Here is a 21,055-nt window from a genome sequence, read left to right as displayed (position 1 = left end):
GGCGCTCATTCGGCTGGCGGTCGCGCCCCTTGCTCCAGGTACGGTTCCAACGCCACTTTCAAATTGGCCCGGGCCCGCGAGAGCAGAGACTTAATCGCTTCAACCGACATCCCCATGGTGGTCGCGATATCGGCGTAACTCATTTCCTCAAATTTCGACAACAATACCGCCATTCGCTGGCGGTCGTTCAGCGTTTCCATCGCCAGGCGGACGACTTCGCCCATCTCGGCCCGGTCGATCACCCGCGCCGGCATCTGCCCGCTGGCCGCTTTGGCGATCCGTTCGAGCGGATTGGCCGGGCCTAGTCCCCCCTCATCGCCGCCGTCGATGTGGATCTCTTTGCGACGAGCCATACTGCGGCGAGCGTTGCTGGCGACGTTATTGGCGATCGTGTACAGCCAGGTCGAAAACTTCGAGCCCGGCTTGTACGACTTGCGCGATCGGTAGACCCGCAGAAAAACCTCCTGGGCCAGGTCTTCGGCCTGGTCGCGGCGCCCCATCAAATGGTGCATCAGGTTAATCAGCCGGTTTTGATAGCGCAGCATCAACTCCTCGAACGCGGCCGCATTGTCGTCGCGCACCTCAAGCATGAGCCGGACGTCCGGATCTTGCAGTTCGTAACGTTTGGCGGTCGATTCAGTAATCGACAAGCGGCGCTCCTGGCCTGTTCGGCGGTAGTTTCGATGACGTTTGGGTAGAGACGGTCGACCGGAGGCCAGCGCTGGGCCGGCCTGATCTATATCTCGACTATTGTAACCCCAGGGGCGTCGAGAAGTTTTCACGGGGCAAGAATTATTTGGAACGCGTCTTAGTTTGGCACGCCTATTGCATCTATGTCAGGTGTTCCAAGGATGAGAAGAGGCCAAGTCGATAGGGTCGGGACAGAGAAGAGGATTCCTATCAAGGGGCCGGCGTTGTGAAGAGGCGATCCGGTCCATAGAGCGAAAAACCTTACTGTTTAACGCTTTATGGCTTTCTTTGGGACATGGAAGAGGCAAACGGAAGCTGCTGAGGCGCAGTTTTCGCTTTCAACAAACTAGGCGGGCTGATCAACTTGGTCAGCCCGCCTGTTTTATTTTGCGTGCATCAAAATTGCACACTGCTCGATTTTGCAACACCCTCGTCTGCATCACTCCGCCTAAAAAACCCACACCACTGAGTGGTACACAGGGGCCATTTCCATCTTTTCTCTGCAATTTCTGAGTACCAACTGTTAAACTGAACGCTGTTGGTTTATAGATCGCTTGCTCGTTGGCGAAGATTGAGACGCTCGTCTCAAACTACGACACGACTGAACCTCCACTTTTCCCATCAGCAACTCAAGGCATTACCCCATGGCGACTTTTTCTCGTATCGGCCTGGCTATCTGTCTCATGGTCGGCTGGGTCAGCATTTCGATGGCCGCTCGGTCTTCAGATGACTACGGCATTCCGCAGGTCGCCGAGATCAACGAACAAATCAGCCTGGTGTGGAAGGACTACGGCATTAAGCCGGCGCCGGAAGCCCAAGATTTCGAGTGGGTCCGTCGCGTCTACCTCGACATCATCGGTCGCGTCCCGTCGGTCGCCGAGCTGGAAGAGTTCCAGCGCGATCGCAGCAAGGACCGAAAAAAGAACCTGGTCGAGAAACTGCTGAACGATTCGACCTATACCGAAGAATATGCCCGCAACTGGACCACCATCTGGACCAATGTCCTGATCGGTCGAAACGGCGGCCTGGACAACAACTCGCAGATCAACCGCGAAGGAATGCAAAAGTACCTTCGCGACAGCTTCGCCCGCAACAAACCGTACGATCAGATGGTCCGCGAGATCGTCACCGCCGAAGGCGCCAACGCGCCGGGTATGCCGGGCTTCAACGGGGCCGTCAACTTTTACATGGACAAGCTGGCCGAGGATGGCGTCCAGGCGACCGCCAAGACCGCCCAGATCTTCCTTGGCGTTCAGGTGCAGTGCACCCAGTGCCACAACCACCCGTTCAACAGCTGGAAGCAAGACAAGTTCTGGGAACTGAACGCCTTCTTCCGTCAAACCCGCGCTCGTCGTAATCGCGGCATGGAAGCGAACAACGGCAACGGCATGGCGATGAGCCTGGCCAACGTCGACTTCCGCGGCGAAAGCGGCAACCCGTCCCAAGCCGAAGTTTACTACGAACTTCGCAACGGACTGATGGAAGTCGCCTACCCGGTCTTCATCGACGGCACCAACATCGACCCCAACGGCATGGTTTCGCAGGTCAACCGCCGCGAAGAGCTGTCGAAGTTCATCAACGACTCGCGTGAAATGCAGGAAGCGATCGTCAATCGAACCTGGAGCCATTTCTTCGGGCATGGCTTCACCAAGCCGATCGACGACATGGGGCCCCACAACCGCCCGTCGCACCCCGAGTTGATGACCTACCTGGGCGAAGAGTTCCGCGGATCCAGCTTCAACATGAAAGAGCTGATCAAGTGGATCACGCTGAGCCAGGCGTATGGCCTGTCGAGCAAGATCACCAAGGGGAACGAAGTGGATGACCCGACGATCGGCGAAACGCCGAAGTTTAGCCACTTCTACCTGCGTCAGATGGACGCCGAACAGCTGTACGAATCGCTGATCGTCGCCACCCAGGCTCACAAGACCCGGGCTGACTATGCCGAGCAAGAACGAATGAAGAGCATGTGGATGCAGCAGTTCACCATCGCTTTCGGCACCGATGAAGGGGACGAATCAACCACCTTCAACGGCACCATTCCGCAGGCCTTGATGATGTTCAACGGCGACCTGATTCGGGAAGCGACCAGCATCAAGCCGGGCAGCTTCATCGCCACACTGGCCGCCAATGGCGACGACGGCAAAGAAGCGATCCGCCACTTGTACATGGCAACCGTCGCGCGCCGTCCGACCAAGACCGAAATGCAAGCGGCCGGCGTCCTGGTCGCCAGCCATAAAGGAAACGTCGCCGCCGCGCTGCAAGACGTTTTCTGGGCCCTGCTCAACAGCAACGAGTTCATCCTCAACCACTAAAGGCGAGTGGGCCGATGCCCTCGCTTTTCCGATACATTCCTAGCTAACAATGCGAATTCAGTAAAGGTAATACACATGTCCATTCCCACCGGGATGTCGCGTCGTCACTTTATGAAGCATATGGCGGGCGCTTCGGCCATGGTCGCTCCGGCGATGATGATGGGCCAATCGATCCGCGCTCACGCCGCGGATCTCACCAGCCGCGGCAAGAGCTGCATCTTGCTTTGGATGGGTGGCGGGCCAAGCACCATGGATATCTGGGACCTCAAGCCGGGCCAAACCACCGGCGGTCCGTTCCGTCCGATTTCGACCGCCGGCGATCTGCAGATCACCGAGCACATGCCGAAGACCGCCAAGGTCATGAACAACCTGTCGGTCGTTCGCTCGATGAGCACCCGCGAAGCCGATCACGGCCGCGGTCGCTACTACATGCACACCGGTTACGTCCCGAACCCGAACATCGAGCACCCAGGCTACGGTTCGGTCATCGCTCACGAGCTGTTCGACCAACGTCCTTACTTGGAAATCCCGCCGTTCGTTTCGGTCGGCGGCGGTAGCGTGGGGCCGGGCTTCCTGGGCATGACTTGGGCGCCGTTCACCGTCAGCAGCAACGGTCAGGTTCGCAATCTGAAGATGCAAGGCATGAGCGACCAAACGCTCGGCAAGCGTCTCGAGATGCTGAAGCTGGTCGAGAATGGTTTCATCAGCCAACGTCGTGGGCCGGCCGCCGAAGATCACGCCAAGATCTTGAACAAGACGGTCAACCTGATGACCAGCGAGCAGATGAAGGCCTTCCGCGTCAACGAAGAGCCCGACGCGATGAAAGAGATGTACGGCGCCAACGGCTTCGGCCAGGGTTGCTTGCTCGCTCGTCGTCTCGTCGAAGCGGGCGTGCCATTCATCGAAGTCGATCTGGGCGGCTGGGACAACCACGCCAACATCTTCAACACCTTGTCCGACAACAAGCTGCCGGTCATGGACCAGGCGATGTCGGCCCTGGTGACCGACCTCGAACAGCGCGGTCTGCTGCAAGACACCACCATCGTCTGGATGGGCGAATTCAGCCGCACCCCGCGGATCAACGGCAACACCGGCCGTGACCACTGGGCCCGCAGCTGGAGCACCGTCGTCGGCGGCGGCGGCATCAACGGCGGCATCGCGGTTGGCGAAACGAGCGCCGACGGTACCCGCGTCGAGACCGAACCATACTCGGCCGAAGACCTGATGGCGACCGTGTGCCGAGCGATGGGCATTTCACTCGAAACGACCTTCACAAGCAAGAACGGCCGTCCGATGAAAATCGCCAACGGCGGTAAGGTGATCAAGGAATTGGTCAGCTAGCCACACTACGGAAGCACGCGGCCGATCGTTTTCCGACGAAAACCTTCGGCTGCAAGCGCACATGGACGGATGGCGCTGCAAAAACGCCCCACGAGCCAGCATTGCAATTTGCAACCAGCCGGCGTCTTTTCCGGACGCCGGCTTTTTTTCTGCGCCTACTTCGGGGTAAAATCTAGGTGAGGGATATTACTTTGCTGGACGCATCAAGGAGCTTCTCATGACCTGGCTCACACACCCGCCGATTGTTGTGCCGTATGACTTTTCCGCGGAATCGAAGGAAGCGGTAGGCCGGGCCATTGGTCTGCTGGGCGATCCCAGCGGAGTCCACGTCGTCCATGTGCTGGGAGAGTTGTCCCCCGCCGAACCTGGCGAAATGTGGAACACGGTCGATCATGCGACCCGCACCAAACACGCCACTGACGCGATCACTAAAGAGCTTGGCGCCGAGGTCACAATCCGGGTCCTCTTTGGCGACGCCGGCCACCAGATTACCGAGTACGCCGATCAGGTCGACGCCAAACTGATTATCATGCCGTCCCACGGACGCAGCGGCATCCTGCGGGTGTTGCTTGGCTCGGTCGCTGACCGCGTCGTTCGGTTGGCGCACTGCCCGGTGTTGGTGCTGCGGCCCGAGAAGAAGAGCTAGCGGCCGCCTTCGATCAGACAGCCGCTACGGTGTAAGACTTGCTAGTCCTCAACAGGTTTGGGCAACCAGTCATTTCGCTGCCGCTTGTCCTCAAGCTGAGTGATCTCGACGTCCCCGTTGGCCAGCACGACCATGACCCGCGGGTAGGGGGCGTTTTCAAACATCTTGCCGTTGACGAAGTCGTTCGCCAAAATATCTTCCGGCTGATACCAAGGAACCGGATTGCTGTAGTCAGCGACCACCATGGCGACGGCGTTTGGCTCCGAAGCAGGCGGATCGGAAACGATCATCTTATAAGTCGTCAGCGAATCGTCGTTGAAACCGCGCAGCGGATCTTCGTAGCTGAAGAGGGGCATCTCGCAAAGCGACTTGTTCTGAGTGCTATTCCATGGCTGCTCCCAATCGTACTCGTCGTACAGATATCCTTGGAACAAGAACGGAAGCAACAACGTGCGCCACGAGTGCATCGGTTTCCCCTCTGCATCGGCAACGTACGCCGGCGGAAACTCGCCATACTTGCCGTGATAGTCACTGAGTGCGATTGCAATCGATTTCAAATTGTTTCGCGACACAGCCTCGCGGGCTTGCCACACCGATCTTTCCCACAAATAGCCCGCACCGCCGCAAAACAACAACCCGACAACAACAATTCCGAGCACGATCGGAAGCACCGCGCGTCCGCGCCGAGCCTTGACCACCAGGACATGACGCATCAATGTAAGACTCCCATCTATGATATTTCGCCTCAACTGTTCAGTAACTGCCCGATCTAATCCCCGGCGTCACGCGTCATCCACGGTTTCGCAGATTTCACGTCATCCGTATCAATCAACTCCATCGAAGTATCTCCCATCATCACCCACGCCTTGGCGTCGGGGCGTTCTCCATCAATTCTCCCGCTAGAAACTGTTGCGGGGTTAGGTCGTCTGGCTCGGTCCAGATGACCGGTTTACCGAAGTTTTCAGCAACAATTGCCGTCGCGTCCAATCCATCGGCTGCATCGGCAAACTTGCGTGAGGTCGCCACTGGATCAAGCAGGGCGCCAGGTCCGGCGATCACCTGATAGGTGGTCGTCTCGCCACCTTTGTCGTCGATACGGGGATTCGAGTAGGCGTCTGGCCGCTGCGACATCAACAAGCGATTGTTGGAGCCATCCCACGGTTCATCGAAATCGTACTGGTCGTACAGGTTTCCCTCAAACGGCAAAATCAGCATCCGCCACGAATGCATCGGCTTGCCGTTTTCATCCGCGATGTACGGAGCGGGAAGCTCGCCATAGGTATCGTGGTAATTGTGCAGGGCGAGACCGATCACCTTGAGACGCCCGCGCCTCCCCGTCGCCGATCGGCGTTAATAAGCTCCCACCGCCTCTCTACCGTCGCGCGTCGACATTCCCTTTAGCGTCTCCGGATCGGTCGTTTCCCCCATGAATCTGACCGCACCATCCCCCAACAAGACTTGCGTACCGCCGACGAGACCATGTTTGAACGGTATGCCTTGCGCAAAATCTTCCACGCTCGTATCAGAAGGCTGCAGCCACGGAACCATGACGCCGGTGTTTTCAACCACCAGGATCGTGTTGGAAATGCCGTCTGTAACCTCGCGAAACTTGCTGCCCCGCTCGGGATTCATCGCCGTGGCGTCGCTGATTACGGCTTGGTAGGACGTCCCCCCCTCCCCAGGGCTCTCAACCGTAGGATCGATATAGACGTCCGGGATCTGCGACAACAGCAGGCGGTTGCTGGGACTGTCCCACGGTTCGTTGAAATCATATTGGCTGTAGATCTGCGGGTAGCCCAGGAAAGGCAGAATCAAAACCCGCCACGAGTGCATCGGCTCCCCATTCTTGTCATTGATAGCCGAGGCCGGAAGCGTGCCGTAGGTATCGTGATAGTTGTGCAGCGCCAAGCCAATCTGTTTCATGTTGTTCATCGACGACATCCGCCGCGCGGCGGCCCGGGCCTGCTGAACCGCCGGAAGCAGCAGCGCGACCAAAACTCCACCGCACATCAGCAGCACGACGAGCACGACGACCAGCACGATAATGACCACCGGCAAGGCCGATTTTCCAGAGCGACGAACGAGACGGGACGAGACCAATCGCGACATAAATCATTTCCTAGCGGCGAGATAAGGTATTAACGCCAGAAATCATACCACACAGCAGAGGGGAAGAAAACTATTTCTTGGAGGGGTCTGGATTGCTGAAAACTACCAGAGGAGAAACAATAAAAGGTATCCATCGGGCTCGCAGGGCGCTATCCCTAGATAGACGGTCAGCTCTGGCCCGAGAATCCCACCTATCGCCATCCCGCCGCATGACTACGACGCCTGACCGACCACCGACCGACGGCGAATTGCTGACCGCCGTTTTGTCCGGTCAGCGGGAAAAATTTGCCGAAATCGTCCGACGGTACCAGACTCCGCTGCTGCGTCTGGCGATGAGCCGACTCGGACGCCAGCAAGAAGCGGAAGACGCCGTCCAGCAGACGTTCTTGAACGCCTTTCGGTGGCTCGACACGTACGACTCACGCTACAGCTTTCGGACGTGGCTCTGGACGATTCTGATCAACAACTGTAATCGGCTGCACCAGAAGAGCGCCCGGCGGGCTGAGCACGAATGGGGTGACCCGCCGCTGATCGCTTCGCAGGCCGATGAAACGGCCGCCGATCCCCTTGCGGCGATGATCTTGGCCGAGCGTCGCAAACATGTCCGCCAATTGCTGTCCGATTTAACGCCGTCGCAGGCCGAGGCGGTCCGTTTGCGGTTCTTTGGCCAGATGAAATTTCAAGAGATAGCCGACTCGCTCGGATGCAGTTTGCCGGCCGCCAAGGCCCGCGTTCGTAAGGGAATGATTCGTTTGACCGAGCTGCTGACGGCCGCCGCGATTGACGCCGGCCCGGCTGGAGAGCCCACCCATGAATAGCCGTTCGAATACCCTCCGCCTGGCGACCTGCGACGAGGTTTTCGAGATCCTCACCCGAGCGCCATTTCCGACCGGCGACGCGGAAGTTGACGACTCCGTCGAGCGGCATCTCCACTGCTGCCACGACTGCCGGCGTCTGGCCGAAGCGCTCGGCCCGGCCACCAGCCAACTGGCCGAAACGTTACCGGCCGAAGCGGACCAGTTGCCGCAAGTCGACGGAGATTTCTGGCGCAACGCCGAAGTCAATTGGACCAACCAGTCGGTCGGGGCGACGCCAGACCGTTCGCCGCTGCTCAACATCGCCATTCCGGTCGCGGCGGTGCTGACGGCGCTGCTGGTGGCGATTACCTTCTGGGGTTCGCAGACTACGCCGCCTCGCGGCTCTGTGCCGTCACTGGCCAACGTGAAGCTCGACGCCCAGCGTTATTTGGCCAACCTATCGTTGCCGGCGGCCTGCCAACCCAACCCCGGATCGCGATCGCCGGAGATGGTTGTCCAGGCAGTTGCGACGCTGCCGAGCCCGGCACTGGCTGACCTCACCTGCTGCAGCAAGTGCCATCACCCCAGTACCGACGCCGACTCTCAGCCAGCCCATTCTTCGGCGACAAAGTCGTCTCCGGCGGCAATTGCCGCGGTGACCAATAGCTGCCTGGCGTGCCACGCGCAGTAGGCGCGATGCTACGAATCCACGGTCTGCTGTGCCCGGGTTAGATTCGCTTTGCGGATTGGACGACCGTTTTTCCACCAGTGGGTCAGCCGCAGCATCTGGCTTTTCGGCTCGAACGATGGATAGTGAGTCACGTGGCCAATCGGAGCCAAGCGAGTCATCCAGCGTCGCTTGGCATGCAGTGATCCGGCCCCCAGGTCGATCAGGCGATCTCCGCGCTCGCAACTATCTTCGATCGTCATGGCCGTAACGACCGAGCCGATGCCGAGCTCATGCGTCTCCGGCATGCTGCCCCGGCGCAATCCGTAGACGTCGCCGCTGCGATGATAGTTGTACAAGAAAGCGGCGGGACGACCATCGAAGTAGATCAGGCATAGATCCAACATGCCCAGTTCGGCAGCGGCCTTGTGGGTCTCGCGAAAAAAGCCGCTGACGTCGGGGTGCGATAGCGTGTTGCCGGTCAGGGCCGACCCCTGCCAGCTGGAAAGGGCGATATGGTACGCCTGGCCGAAGAGATCCCAGCGAGGATCTCCGTCTCCGGCCGCGGTTCCGGCGGGTCGATATCGCGTCATCTCCACCCTTCCCTGGCGGCTTAGGCGACGGTTCTTGCGACGGATTTCGCTGCGGAACTTTGGGCTGCGGGTCGCGAGATACTTGTCCCAAGTGGCGGGGAGATCGACCAGCGACGTTTCATTCCAGACGCCGCGATGCGGAACAAGCCCGCCGCCCGACATGGCGCTGAACGATTGGTCCTCTTCCAGGTCATCAACCGAGATCCAGCGGAGGTCGAAGAGATCCCAGTCGCGCGGCGTTTCGCGGATATGGCGACAAGCGGCGGTCAGCACCTTCTGACGATCGACGCCCAGTGGGCCGTAGTAGCTTCCCCATTCCGACAGCGGATAGGTCAAAACTCGGACGGCTCCTAGTCGGGTCGACTCACTGACGACCGTCAGCGGCACGATGCCGATAACCTGCTCTGACTCGAGCACGATGAGGACGCGCAACTTCTGGTCGCGGCCAAAATGCCGCCAGTAGATGCGCAGCCAATCGAGCGTCTGAAAGAAGTTTGCGTACGGGGTCTCTAGCCACAATTTCCGCCAATTGGCGCGGATTGTCGCTACTGCCTCGATTTCATTGATTTCGACAACGCGGAGCATGGGTCGGCGACCAGACAAGTACAGGCAGTTCCTACTACTAGCCTACGCTCAGATTCGCCACGACTAAGGGATGCCGCCAAGCGAATTGGGGGTTTTCGCCCACAATGACCGGCGCAATCGCCACGGGCGGCAAATCGCATACAACCAGCGCCGCTCTCCCACCAAAGGTCGATCATCAAGAAAAGAGAAGAGACGCACCGGGGCGATGCGTCTCTTCATCGGTGAATTGGAGCTGGATGCGGCGACTAGAGCGGTGTTCCTCCATCTGTATCGTTCTGGCTGGTTGCGGCCGCGCTGGTCGGCGTTGACCAGCTTGCCTCACTAACGCCAGAAACGCTACTGCTATCAGAAAAACGCTCTAACCGGCCAGTCGCGCGATCGGCGAGGCGGCTTCGGTCTCGACCGGCTGCTGGAACCGATACTGCATCAGGTAGGCGTCTTCGGTCGTGTCTTCGTAGAAATCACGCAGAACCGAGATCGCACGAAATCCTTCCTTGCGGAAGAAAAGCTGGGCGTCGAGATTGGTCTCGCGTACCTCCAGCAAAATCTGCGAGCGGCGATGGGGCGACAACTTGCTGGCCAACTTGCTGACCATTTGCGAGCCGATCGCCATCCGGCGGCAATTCGGGTCGACGGCGAAGTTCATCACATGCAGACGCGTGCGATGCAACTGATAGATCATGAAGCCGACGATTCGCTCGTCATGCTCAGCGACCATGCCGATGCAATTGCGCTGACGAAGGCATTGAATGAAATCGTCTTCCCCCCACGGAAACTCGAAGCTGGCTCGTTCAATTTGCAACACCTCCGCCATGTCGCGGCGGATCATCCAGCGAATATGAACCTGCAGTTCGCGTAGTCCTGAGAGGATCATTCCGGCCTCCTTCCATGTTAGCCAGCAGAATCAGAAGAGGATGGCGTTCATCCCGCAATCAAATTTGAGCAGGTATGTTAAACGATCGCCCGACATCCGCCAAGATGAAGTATCGGCCCAGTTGCGAACGCAACGTTGCGATATTCTCCGCAAAGTCGTGCTAGCGACGAGATTTATGGACGCTACGTTCTAATTTGCCCAGGAAAGATCTTCCCGAATCGCCGTTTCCATTGCGCGTGAGACGAAGCGGAGCAGCGCCGAAAACGAACGCCGCCGCCACGATCCAACCAACAAACGCAGGCTGCAAAAAAAGCCCCCACGTAATTCCCGCAGCTGCTCCCAATGCATGCGGCCACCGCGACATCCAAGCCGCCGAAAGCTCCCAAAGTTCTGGACGCCGCCAGAAAAGCGTCAGCATCAACAGCGACGCTAGCACGCCGCCGCCAACTAGCAAGGGTCGCCGCCATTGAAGATTCCAAGCCGTCTTCTTCCAGCTCAATCGCACCACATCCCCTTTGCCATAGAGTACGTCGCTCCAGGCTTCGTCATGGGTCTGGGGAGAAAGTCCCGCTTGGGCGACCTCGGCTTCCATCCGGCTTAGCTCATCGCCCGAGGTGAGATCGCGGAAATATTGCGGCGGGTCGAAACGCTCTCCCTGAACCTCTTTCAGCAAGCGCGCGAGCGCGTGCCAGGCGTCGTCCGCCGCCTGCAGCCGGCATTCTTTCCACGCGACGACTTCGGCCGCCGTTGCGTCGCTATCGCGAATCCCTCGCTTCCAGCGTCGCCACGCTTCGACAAATCGATCGGTGCGCCACTCGATGACGGTCAATGGGGTGAAGTCGCTCTCGAGCCCGCGCTGGCTTTCAATCCGCCACAGCGGCGTCGGCGTGGTCGTGCGAGAATCGAACGTGATCACCTGCAATCCGCCAGCGGAAAGCGACGCCGCCTCGGCGACATACGACGTGACCAGTTCTTGCGGCAGCGAACGAGACAACAGCGGAACGGTCACCAGGCCCTCTTCCCCCGTCTCAGCGATGACGACCTTGCCTTCGATCGCCGTCGACAACAGCTTGGCGCCATGCGGCAAGCGGAATGTGAAATTATCGCTGCCTTCCGGCGACAGATAGATCGTCGACGTCGTCAAACACTTCGAGTCATCGGCCACCTTCACATCGTGCCGCAGCGCCGCAATCCGCGGCGTTTCCTCGGTCGGCAACAGGCCGACGACGCGGCACTCATAGCTTCCCGAGAGGGACTGATAAACCTGACTGCCAGGCGGAACATGCATGGCGAACCAGCTATCAGGAAATGCGACCGACTGCAGTTCGCGCGTTCTCCAAACGATCTGCTGCGAGTTAAAGGACCGCGGAACCGCGACATATTGCGGCGGGAACTGGCCAAGCAAGCGAACGGGGCGAATCACCAGGTCGCCAATACTGGGCGTTTCGACATCGGCCGCCAGGCTCAGTTGAAATTCGTCGGGCAGCGGACGCAAGGGGCGCAGTTGCCAGATGACGCCGTTGGCGCCAAGCGATCGCTGCGTAACGTCAAAGCCGATCAGTGATGTTGACTTCAAGCGGTAATTGGCCGGGGCGAGAAACTCGATCAGATCGGGCGCCGTTCGTTTCAGCCGTAGTCGACAGTCAACGCGAACGGTCCACCCTTCGTCACCTCCCTTGGCCGACAACAACATTTCGCCGCCCATTTCCACGTTGTGGCGGCGGATCGTCAGTTGCATCACGCCGGCGGGGTCGAGCACGCGAAAACTGCCGTACGATTGTCCCTGATCCGACTCCAACGGCGGGGCCGCTTCGCTGGCGGCGGTGTCGAACATCGGCGGACCGATTTCGGGCAACCGCCGCAAACGGACGTCGGGGTCATGGGAGATGTGCAGGTACGAAGAATCGATCTGGGCACCAATCACACGCGGCAACTTAACCTCGAGTGCGGCCGCCAGATCAGTCGCAAAGTGCCCGCCGATCCGGATCTCGGCCAGCGAGCGCAGCGGCGTCGCAAAAAACATCGACAGCCGCGAGGTCGGCTCGTCATACTGCCAACTGACGTTTCGCACCACGCCATCGGCGATGAACGCGACGTCGTCGACCGACCAGCCCTGCGTCATTTCTAACGACAACGAGGAAACGTCGCCGGTTAGCGTTTCCAGTTGCAAATCCATGCGGTAGTCAGAACGGAGCGAGCCGACATGCACAAATTCGTTCGCCGTGATAAACAGCTTCGAGGCGATCGGCGTCACGTCGACAATCGAGGGCGTGGTCGATTCGCCGCTTAAGTCAAACGCGCGGCGTAGGCCATCGATCGGCGCCGGCCAGGCGTCGACAAACTCCGGCGTCTTCACCGTCATCAAGCTACTCGCTTCTTTTCGCCAGACGGTTTCGGCGCTGATGGGCGCAGCGATCGCCGTCCAGCGCTGCTTCGTTTCGGCGTCCGACACCGCAACCTGCGGAATATCAAACGCTCCCACGCCGGTTGACTCGTCGAGCGAAAACGAAAGCTCCAGCGCCGCCGGTTCGTCAACCGCAGGCTGGAACGTCGCGACCAATTCGTTTCCGTCGACCTCGATCGACACGCCAGGAGACTTCACTTGGTTCCAACGCAAACGTGGATCGAACATCACGCGGCACGTCTTGATTTCGCCGCTGATCGGCGTCAGTTCCAGACGCGTGATCAGCGTTGGCGAAGGTTGCCCCAGTTGGAATAAATCGACCTGCCGAGCATGAAATCGTCCGTCATTCGAGTCGGCGTTAGGCGCCCAGCCGATTTCGCGCACCGCACCGAGCGGAATGCTCGTGAAAGTCGAGAGCGATTGAAACGGGAGGGGACGCCCATTCGCGAGAATCTCTGCGACCGGCTTGCTGGCGATCGACTCGTAACGCAACTCAGCGTTCAAACAGCGAGGCGTTTTCCAAGCGACGTTTTGATCGGCCGGTAGCTGGGCGACGATCTTCACCCGATGCTCTCCCGCATCGTCCAACGTGAGCGTCAACTCCTTTTGTTCGGCGAAGTCCGCCATCGACACCGGGATTTCGTCGACCAAGACCGACTGCAAGCCCGCCACAAATTCCTCACCCAGCGGCAACGTGAACGTCGCGCCGTTAACCGCCGAGCGGACGTCAAACAACCCAGCGGCGCTGAACGTTTCGGACATGCTGGCCGTCGGCGGCGAAACCCGCCAGGAAGCGGCCGTCACGTCGACCGCCAACGGTGTGTAGATTGGATTTTTTGAGGCCGAAAAGAGATAGTCGTACAGCGGCTGCGGCAGATAGACGTCGCCGGTCGGCTCTTTCTCTTCGTCAATTGGTATCCAGATCGGATAGGTGATCGGCTCCGTTTTTCCGACCGCCGGTTGCTGCGCCCAAGCCGCGTCGCTTGGCGAGAGCAAGGCCAGCACAAACAGCAGACCCGCCGCGGTTCGCACGCTGCGTGAGTCTTCTTCGTCCACTTCCCGCCAGGCCGACGCGAACCAATGAAACGCGCATCCGGCGATGAGCCCCTGGAAGACTCCCGCGGTCAGGGGCGCCAACGTCGTCGGCAACAGGATCGCCGCCAAGCCAACCGCCAGCGCGGCAATCAACAGCCCAATCCGCCAACGCGGGATCAACCAACCCGCGAGGAACGAAATTCCAAGCATTACGTACCCCAACGCGATGAGCTGCTGCGGATCAATCGCCCAGACAGTCGACGTTTCGCCAGGTAGCTCCATCATCTGACGGCGGACATCGATCTTCGATCCGGCGTACAAGCCATGGAGCAGCATGCTACGCAGGTGCCGCGGAAGAGACGGCTCCCAGGTAAAGAACGTCAACTGCGACGTTCCGGCGTGCGATGTCGATTGCAGGATGTCGAAATTGGTGACTGGCCGCTGCAAGTCGAACGGCCCCATTAGCGGAAACCGGGGTGCGGCGGTTTCGTAACGGATTGAGCAAACCTGCGGCTGCGCCGATCCAGGCAACTCGAGGGCGAACTCATCTTCTCCCAGTTTCTTTTCGGCTGCCAGCTGTCCATCAAGCTGCACCGACAGCAGTCGACAGCCGGGAGGAAAACGAAACTTCAGCAAACCGAAATCAGGGGCGATCAACCGATACTCGGCGTCCACCAGCACACAGTCGCGTCGCAGTTCAAAACGAAACTCGGCCAAATCGGCATACGGATCAAGCGCGACCGGCTTGGCGTTGATCGAAATCGTGGGGCCGCCCCCCAATTCGTCGCTCACCCGCGATACGTCGATCGCCCGATAGCGAAACTGGCGTTTCTGCCGGGCATCTTCGTCCGGCGTCATGTTGGAATAGATCGGCGACAACGGAAACGTTTCTCCCACCGTCAACTGCCAATCCTGCGGCGCCGCAACATCCAGCTGGTTCGTTTGAGCTGCAATCTGCGGCGTCGACAACAAGATGGGAGCAGCCCCGCCCGAGATTGGGCGGATAAGATCGGTCGACAGCGTAGCAGGCAGCTTCGTTCCCGACGGCAAACGAAGTTGGTAGGCGGCCAGCTCCGACTGTTCGCCCCCTTGAATCGGTAGCGGAACGCAAACTACGTCCGCCCCGTCGTTCAACCTCCAGGTGCGCAGTTCCTTCGCCGCTTCGGTCGCGTGCAGCAAGATTGGTTCGTTGAAATCTCCGGCGCCATCGATTTCGATTTCAATCCGCTCCTTCATCTCGTCATCGCGAAGCAGGACGCCGCACAAGATCCCCACCTGGTAGCCGCCCCGTTTCGGCACGGTCAACACAACTGGATCGCCGTAGCGGGGGGTCCGTGACGCAAACGCCAGCGAGCCAACCGGAGCTTCCGCAGGCAATAATGCCTTCGCCGCCTCCGTCATGCCGTCCGCGTCGATCAGCAGTTCGGCCGACTCTGGCGAGGGGCGCAGTTCGATCGTCTCGTCGGCCGAAACCCGAATCCAATCGGCCTGCAGATCGCCCGCTGGCTGGATCGGCTTCAACTTGCGGGTGTCGTAACCAATTTCAGTTTCGCGACGGGGACGAGAACTGCGTGCGTTGATCGTCACCGACTCTTGCGGCGAAACGGGGCGTTTCAGCCTCACGTTCAATTGACCGTCATCGTCCATATACCATCGATCCAGCATTTCCTTGGCCGCTGGATCGGTCGTCAGCGAGTCGATATTCCAGCCCGGGAGCACGTCAAACTGCAAGTCGAGCGTCTCCCCTTCACTCGCCGAAACGACCACCTTCGCATTGGCGACGATCTTCGTCGGACTAATTTTGACGACGTTCCCTTGGCGATAATGGAGTCGCGGCTCGATCCGGGACAGCGAAAAATCGATCGCCGCCGTTGGCGAAAACAGGACGAACTGCGTCTTTTTCTGCTGCGACGCGCCTGACTGCAGGACGCCTCGCTTGGCCTGCCGTACGTCCAAAGCCGTCATCCGCCAGACGTCGTCGAGCGAAACCGTCAGCTCTCCCTCTTGCCACATCGCCGAATCAACCGACATGAGCGGCGCCCGTAACGAGACGGACGTTTTTTCTAGCGGTACAACGCCGGTAATCTGGAACTCGCAAAGCCGATCGTCATTCTCGGGCAATCGAATCGTCAAGCGACGCTTTCCCGCTTCGTTCGGAGGAGACTGCTCCCAAGCGACCGACTGACGACGCCGCTCGGAATCGAACAGCGCCACATCACCCAAGATAAGCCGCGCATCGCTGGTCAATTCAAACTTACGGAGCGGCTCGGCGGTCGAAGCGCAAATCAACCGGGTCATCACTTCGACGCTTGACGGGGTCACCTGGTATTCGGCGTGCTGAGCGACATGCACCGGCGACGCGCTATCGGCTTCACGACGATCAAGAATTCGAAACTCGACCTGTCCCAGTGAGTCGGGCAACAAGAGCCATTCGCTCGGGCCCTCTGCCGACGCGATTTCTTGCACGATACCGATATCGGCCTGAACTTGCTGTTCGGGCGTCAATTGCAGCCGCAAACTTGCCGAGCCTGCTGGCGGAAGTCGCAGAGCAAACTCTCCCAATTCGTCCGCGACCGCTCGCCACCGCATCTTTGGTTCGGGCTGCGACGCCCAAATGCCGACTTCCCCGTCGCTGACGCCGGGACGAGCAATGTCGGTCCGATTGGAAATCGCAATCGGCGCAAGCGTCTCTAGCGGCGAGAACTCCAGGTTCGTCCCTTGAAACGAAACGAACTGCTGCGGCTGCCCAAAGTCTTGCCGGGCCAGCGCCAGGTCGAACGTCGCTTCGCCTTCGATCATCGTCTCGGTGACGCGACCGACCAATTCCGCTTTGCGAATGCGGGCGACATCGCTGGGTCCACCTCGAGAATCGCGGATCGCTTGCACCGCAGCTTCAAAGTCGCTCAGTCGAATCACCGGCGCGTAAATGAACCCGTTGCGGGGCCAAATTTTCTCCTGTCCGACCGGCACGTAGAGACGCCGGTATTCGATCGGCGGAACTGCGTCATCAGCGAAGGCCCAACCGCTACCGGCGACCGCCGCGATCAGCATCAACATGAAGAGCATCAGGCGCCGCATGTTACGCCTCCGCCGAAGACGACTTCAGCAAAGCGGAACCAGCTTGCGTCGACACCGGCTCGGCCGATTCCGGCGACAAGGCCCGCACCTGCGACTCCGATCCGGTCCGGCGAACCACGGTCCGCGCCGGACGGCGCGTTCCAAGCGCAAAGTACAGGACAATCGAGAACAGACTACAGGCCAATCCAATCGCCGCCATGCCGCCCAACAAGACGGCATGATGTGGATAGAAGATCGCCATGGCGGCCGTGGCGGCGACCAGTACGCCAATCACCGTCGCCCGCCGCATCTGCGGCAAGTAGAACAGGCCCAGCCCGAGCGCTAACGCGATCCCGCCAAACGCCCCCATCAAGGTGCGGCGGCGAACAAACCAGGGATCGATCGCTTTCGGAGCGCCGATCGAGCTGTAGAGATACTGGCTCATACCAGGCGGAAATGAGCTTTGCTCGCTGGCGTTCGCCCAACTCTCGAGATTCTTCTGATTCAGTCGTTCGATCGGCAAGTAACTCAGACCTTCCCATTCCCACAACATCTCTTCGGTCAAACCTGGCGCCGACAAGCAAAACCAATCGCTCGGACAGGCCAGCTGATAATAGACCGGCTCCAGATAGACCGCCTCTTCCAAGACCGGCGGCTCGAGCGGCTCGCCCGTGGTGAGTCCGGCGCCCTTGATCTCGAACCAAACCTCCAGCGTGTCCATCGCCGTGGTCCGCGAGAGCTCGGTCGGCTCGATCTGCAACGTCACCCGCCCACTGTCGTCATTCTCGATCCGCCGCGAGTTCCAATTGGCTTCAAACAATTCCGCCCCTGCGGGAAGCTGCAGCGTCAGCGTCGGCTGGCGCGTTTGCAGCAGGAAACAGGCCCGCGTCCGTCGCTGGTCGGACGTCAACGCGTCTTGGATCCAGCAGCGTTTCACCCGCGTCCGCAAGTCGCCGACTCCGCCGGGGCGCTTCGAGAACTCCAGCGTCACCGCGGTCGGCGCGGCGTTCTGCCCGGTCGCCACCGACTCTAACTGCAGCAGCACGTTAGGGCTGTCGCTTGGCACTTCGCCCCAGGCCGGATCGGGCGCCACGACGTTGATGCCCGACTGGGACGAGATCGTCAGTTCGGTTGGCCGCACGACCATTTTGATCGGGCCAGCCAAGCTTGGCTCGGTCGCTAGCCAGACCAGTGGGATTGTGGTTATCATCGGCGCCATCTCGCCAGAGCTGGCGAGCGCCGCCCCTGGCGAACTCACCTTGTACTCGATCGTCAACTCCGCCTCGGTCGGTTCGCCCAGCACATCGATCCGCAGGGCCGATTCGGTTACGTCCGGCGGCGATTGAAGCTGCGCGTAGCCCACCTCTTCGCCGTCGAGACGAATCACCAGATCGGCGAGCGCCGAGCGAGGCGCACCATGCAACAACAAATTGCCGATGCCGCCGTAGAAGGCGTGGATCCTGAACGTCTGCACCACCTGGCAACGTGAGTCGGGCGGGCTCGACTCCAGCGAGCGGAGCGGCGGTTCAATATCGATCGCCGCGCGCGGCGTCACAAACAGCTGTTGATCGATTTGCTCCAGTCCCAGGCGCAACGGCTGCATCCGCTCGGTCGGATTCATCCGTAAATGCACCCTTTGGACGCCGACGTTTTCTTCGTGGGCCAAGACATCCAATTGATACGGCGAGTCGGCGCTAAAGTCAGGCGACGCCTTCAAATTGGGCGCTGTAAAAATCGTCAGCGAGGCGGCCGCCGGCTTGGCGACTTGCGGACGGATGATCGGCAGCGAGACGCCCCCCAAATCGTCCAAATCAAGCGGGAAGGTCGCAGTAAACGAGACCCGGGCCAACCGAGCGGCGGAAGTCGAGCGATCGGTTTCGCCGCTGAGCAGCGGCGCCAGCCACTGACCATCGACCACCTCGGCTTGCGCCCAATCGACGTCGCTCTCTTTGAATTTGACGACGTTCTTCCAGCCATGCAGGTCGAAGGTGATTGGCTCGCTATACGACTTGGGAACCGAGAAGACGAAATCGGCGTCCACCTGAACGTCTTCTTCGTTGATCACCAGCTGATACGAGGCGCTGGTCGCCTGCAAGGTTGGCTGGTTAGTGGTCGCTTTGATTTCGATTTCCGCAGGCTGTGCGGCGTACGAAAACGCGGCCCGTTGGTCCATTCCATCGCCAACCACTTCGCGGCGATAGTTTCGCATACTCCAACTGGCGATCACGTTTTCACTGTAATTCAGGCGCAGTTGCCCTTCCTGCTCTTTGGCTTGCGTAACGTCAAAAATGCCCGCAGTGATCCGATTCTCCTTGGCGTCGGCGACCCCAACTTGACGCGTCTTTAGCTCGACCTCGCGCGTCGGCAGCTTGTTCGCAAATTCGACGCGGACGTAACGCTGTTCGACGCCATCTCCGTCGGGCAGAAATACCTCACGAAGCTGATAGTCGACCGTTTGCGAAGGGGGCAGCCATTCGGCATCATTCGTGATCCGAATATCAAATGACTCGATTGGCGCCCCGTTCAGCGACGTCACCTGCAAATTGGCCGTCGTCTTCAACTGCAGGTCGTCTTCAATGGTGGCGACGATGTCGCCGATCGCCCGCAAGATCGGGGCGTCGTCCTGTATTGCGCGCCGCGTCGGGCTCCAGGTCATCTGCAGCGTGCTGCCGCCCGAGGTTTCGACCGTCACCAATGTATGCTCATCGGTCTGGTCGGTTGCGGTGACCAAGGCGCTCCCCGCAGCGGCGCCAATGGCGTTGCTCGACGCCGAGGCGACAACGCCTGCCGGAAGGGTCAAGTTCAACTGGAATTTTGAGGCGGACGAAACGTTCAGGCTAAAGCGGGTTTCGTCGCCATTGGTTTCGGTTCGAACGGCCGCCTTCAGATGGACCTCTACCGGATGGGTTTCTTCCTCCGCTTCATTCCGCATCCACAGGAAGTACTTGCCGGTACTGGGATCAGGCTCGCCATAGCAGCGAGAACCGTCTGAAGTCGTCGGCAATTCGCGGATCGCCGCCCCGGCCAGGCCTAGCGAAGCCTTGGTCCAACCTTTCTCGAGCAGCTCAAAGTGATAGGTGAGATCAAGTTCGACGTATCCGTCTTTCGCGCCGCCGACGACCTCGACCCGCTTCAACGAATACTTGGGAGGACTGGTGGTCCCATCGCTGGTCCGAATCTCGTCAAACCATTTCCGAAACTCCTCGTAAGAAGCCTCTGGGACGAATCGATACTCTCCCTTGTCGTCTTGCAGATAGAAGAGGGTCGAGCCGTTGTCTTCGACCGTGGCCCGCGACGCGCCCGATGGCGGCGTCATCTGCGCTGCGACGATCCGCACGCACAAGAAGCACGCGATGGCTGCAATCATGGCGGCCAGCTTGGCGCACGACGGCCTAGCGGGTGGTCGAAACATGGACGTTCGGAATTCTACGAAAAGCGAGGAGATCACTGCGGCGTCGAGACAAGCGTGGAAAAAGACGCCTCATTTAATCTATTCAGAACCGCCCCGCATGGCCCCACGAATCTCGCTGAGTCAGCGAAACGATACAGAAACCCCTGACGACTAGCTAGATTATAGCAGTTGGGGCGTTGAGGGCGATCTTCCGGCAGGCGGCGACGGCGAAAAAAGAGCGACCACCGCCCCCTACAGATGCTAGAAGCCTAGCAGTCCGCGCAGCAGAAAGCGACGACCGCTGGGGTCGCCGCTTTCGGCATTTTTGTCGGTTTACCTCGAAAGGCGCTCCGGCGGACGGATCACTTCTTGCGGTGACGAATCTTCGCACGCATGCGACGCTTCTTACGACCGATTTTCCGCCGACCTTTTCCTGTCTTCTTCGTTCCCACGAACTTCTCCGAACGTCTCGGGACGCTAAGGGCCCCGCTTCAAAACTTAATGTTGAGTCGAAGGAGGATAGGATATCAAACCTCCCACCCTCTTATCAA

At 59.6% G+C, this 21,055-nt stretch carries 13 protein-coding genes; 5 read left to right on the top strand and 8 right to left on the bottom strand.

Annotated elements, in window-relative coordinates; genetic code table 11:
* Positions 1 to 5: 5 nt before the first annotated feature.
* Positions 6 to 650, bottom strand: a complete 645-nt coding sequence (locus Enr8_RS15715) for an RNA polymerase sigma factor (protein ID WP_146433181.1) — start codon at positions 648 to 650, stop codon at positions 6 to 8.
* A 684-nt stretch (positions 651 to 1,334) separates the two neighbouring features.
* Between Enr8_RS15715 and Enr8_RS15710 the strand changes: the two genes are divergently transcribed.
* The 3 genes from Enr8_RS15710 (at position 1,335) to Enr8_RS15700 (ending at position 4,992) form a co-directional block, all read left to right on the top strand.
* Positions 1,335 to 3,005, top strand: coding sequence for a DUF1549 domain-containing protein (locus Enr8_RS15710; protein ID WP_146433179.1), 1,671 nt, complete (start codon positions 1,335 to 1,337; stop codon positions 3,003 to 3,005).
* Positions 3,006 to 3,098: 93 nt separating this feature from the next.
* Positions 3,099 to 4,346 carry a DUF1501 domain-containing protein gene (locus Enr8_RS15705; RefSeq protein ID WP_146433387.1) on the top strand — a complete coding sequence of 416 codons (1,248 nt, stop codon included), beginning with the start codon at positions 3,099 to 3,101 and terminating at the stop codon, positions 4,344 to 4,346.
* Positions 4,347 to 4,563: 217 nt separating this feature from the next.
* The gene (locus tag Enr8_RS15700) at positions 4,564 to 4,992 is read left to right on the top strand and encodes a universal stress protein (protein WP_146433176.1); all 429 of its coding nucleotides are present in this window, start codon (positions 4,564 to 4,566) and stop codon (positions 4,990 to 4,992) included.
* A gap of 41 nt (positions 4,993 to 5,033) precedes the next feature.
* Here the strand turns inward: Enr8_RS15700 and Enr8_RS15695 are convergent, their stop codons facing one another.
* The 3 genes from Enr8_RS15695 to Enr8_RS15685 form a co-directional block, all read right to left on the bottom strand.
* Entirely contained in the window at positions 5,034 to 5,705 is a 672-nt protein-coding gene (locus tag Enr8_RS15695) for a DUF1559 family PulG-like putative transporter (protein WP_146433174.1), read from the bottom strand.
* A 142-nt stretch (positions 5,706 to 5,847) separates the two neighbouring features.
* On the bottom strand, positions 5,848 to 6,306 hold the full coding sequence (locus Enr8_RS15690; RefSeq protein WP_146433172.1) for a DUF1559 family PulG-like putative transporter: 459 nt from the start codon (positions 6,304 to 6,306) through the stop codon (positions 5,848 to 5,850).
* Positions 6,307 to 6,342: 36 nt separating this feature from the next.
* Positions 6,343 to 7,101 carry a DUF1559 family PulG-like putative transporter gene (locus Enr8_RS15685; RefSeq protein WP_146433170.1) on the bottom strand — a complete coding sequence of 253 codons (759 nt, stop codon included), beginning with the start codon at positions 7,099 to 7,101 and terminating at the stop codon, positions 6,343 to 6,345.
* Positions 7,102 to 7,310: 209 nt separating this feature from the next.
* Here Enr8_RS15685 and Enr8_RS15680 point away from each other — a divergent pair, with 209 nt between their 5' ends.
* Together Enr8_RS15680 and Enr8_RS15675 are read left to right on the top strand one after the other, a co-directional pair.
* Positions 7,311 to 7,919 carry an RNA polymerase sigma factor gene (locus Enr8_RS15680; RefSeq protein ID WP_146433168.1) on the top strand — a complete coding sequence of 203 codons (609 nt, stop codon included), beginning with the start codon at positions 7,311 to 7,313 and terminating at the stop codon, positions 7,917 to 7,919.
* Positions 7,912 to 8,589 (top strand): hypothetical protein, encoded by a 678-nt coding sequence (locus Enr8_RS15675; RefSeq protein WP_146433166.1) that lies wholly within the window; start codon positions 7,912 to 7,914, stop codon positions 8,587 to 8,589. The genes Enr8_RS15680 and Enr8_RS15675 overlap by 8 nt, the downstream gene beginning before the upstream one ends.
* Positions 8,590 to 8,597: 8 nt before the next feature.
* Here Enr8_RS15675 and Enr8_RS15670 read toward each other — a convergent pair whose 3' ends face one another.
* The 4 genes from Enr8_RS15670 to Enr8_RS15655 all read right to left on the bottom strand — a co-directional run bounded on the left by Enr8_RS15670 (position 8,598) and on the right by Enr8_RS15655 (position 20,480).
* Positions 8,598 to 9,743 carry a GNAT family N-acetyltransferase gene (locus Enr8_RS15670; protein WP_146433164.1) on the bottom strand — a complete coding sequence of 382 codons (1,146 nt, stop codon included), beginning with the start codon at positions 9,741 to 9,743 and terminating at the stop codon, positions 8,598 to 8,600.
* 358 nt (positions 9,744 to 10,101) lie between these two features.
* On the bottom strand, positions 10,102 to 10,617 hold the full coding sequence (gene rimI, locus Enr8_RS15665) for a ribosomal protein S18-alanine N-acetyltransferase (RefSeq protein ID WP_246120098.1): 516 nt from the start codon (positions 10,615 to 10,617) through the stop codon (positions 10,102 to 10,104).
* A gap of 160 nt (positions 10,618 to 10,777) precedes the next feature.
* Positions 10,778 to 17,134 carry a hypothetical protein gene (locus tag Enr8_RS15660; RefSeq protein WP_146433162.1) on the bottom strand — a complete coding sequence of 2,119 codons (6,357 nt, stop codon included), beginning with the start codon at positions 17,132 to 17,134 and terminating at the stop codon, positions 10,778 to 10,780.
* A gap of 1 nt (position 17,135) precedes the next feature.
* On the bottom strand, positions 17,136 to 20,480 hold the full coding sequence (locus Enr8_RS15655; protein WP_146433160.1) for a hypothetical protein: 3,345 nt from the start codon (positions 20,478 to 20,480) through the stop codon (positions 17,136 to 17,138).
* Positions 20,481 to 21,055: the final 575 nt, after the last annotated feature.

Source organism: Blastopirellula retiformator (genome assembly GCF_007859755.1).
GTDB lineage: Bacteria > Planctomycetota > Planctomycetia > Pirellulales > Pirellulaceae > Blastopirellula > Blastopirellula retiformator.
This window is presented reverse-complemented; position numbering and strand designations above follow the sequence as displayed.

Excerpts from the sequence above, each read along its gene's own strand:
- Enr8_RS15710 (WP_146433179.1), top strand. The coding sequence starts at position 1,335 with ATGGCGACTTTTTCTCGTATCGGCCTGGCTATCTGTCTCATGGTCGGC.
- Enr8_RS15680 (WP_146433168.1), top strand. The coding sequence starts at position 7,311 with ATGACTACGACGCCTGACCGACCACCGACCGACGGCGAATTGCTGACC.
- Enr8_RS15670 (WP_146433164.1), bottom strand. The coding sequence starts at position 9,743 with ATGCTCCGCGTTGTCGAAATCAATGAAATCGAGGCAGTAGCGACAATC.
- Enr8_RS15695 (WP_146433174.1), bottom strand. The coding sequence starts at position 5,705 with ATGCGTCATGTCCTGGTGGTCAAGGCTCGGCGCGGACGCGCGGTGCTT.
- Enr8_RS15675 (WP_146433166.1), top strand. The coding sequence starts at position 7,912 with ATGAATAGCCGTTCGAATACCCTCCGCCTGGCGACCTGCGACGAGGTT.
- Enr8_RS15660 (WP_146433162.1), bottom strand. The coding sequence starts at position 17,134 with ATGCGGCGCCTGATGCTCTTCATGTTGATGCTGATCGCGGCGGTCGCC.
- rimI (WP_246120098.1), bottom strand. The coding sequence starts at position 10,617 with ATGATCCTCTCAGGACTACGCGAACTGCAGGTTCATATTCGCTGGATG.
- Enr8_RS15655 (WP_146433160.1), bottom strand. The coding sequence starts at position 20,480 with ATGATTGCAGCCATCGCGTGCTTCTTGTGCGTGCGGATCGTCGCAGCG.
- Enr8_RS15685 (WP_146433170.1), bottom strand. The coding sequence starts at position 7,101 with ATGTCGCGATTGGTCTCGTCCCGTCTCGTTCGTCGCTCTGGAAAATCG.
- Enr8_RS15700 (WP_146433176.1), top strand. The coding sequence starts at position 4,564 with ATGACCTGGCTCACACACCCGCCGATTGTTGTGCCGTATGACTTTTCC.
- Enr8_RS15705 (WP_146433387.1), top strand. The coding sequence starts at position 3,099 with ATGTCGCGTCGTCACTTTATGAAGCATATGGCGGGCGCTTCGGCCATG.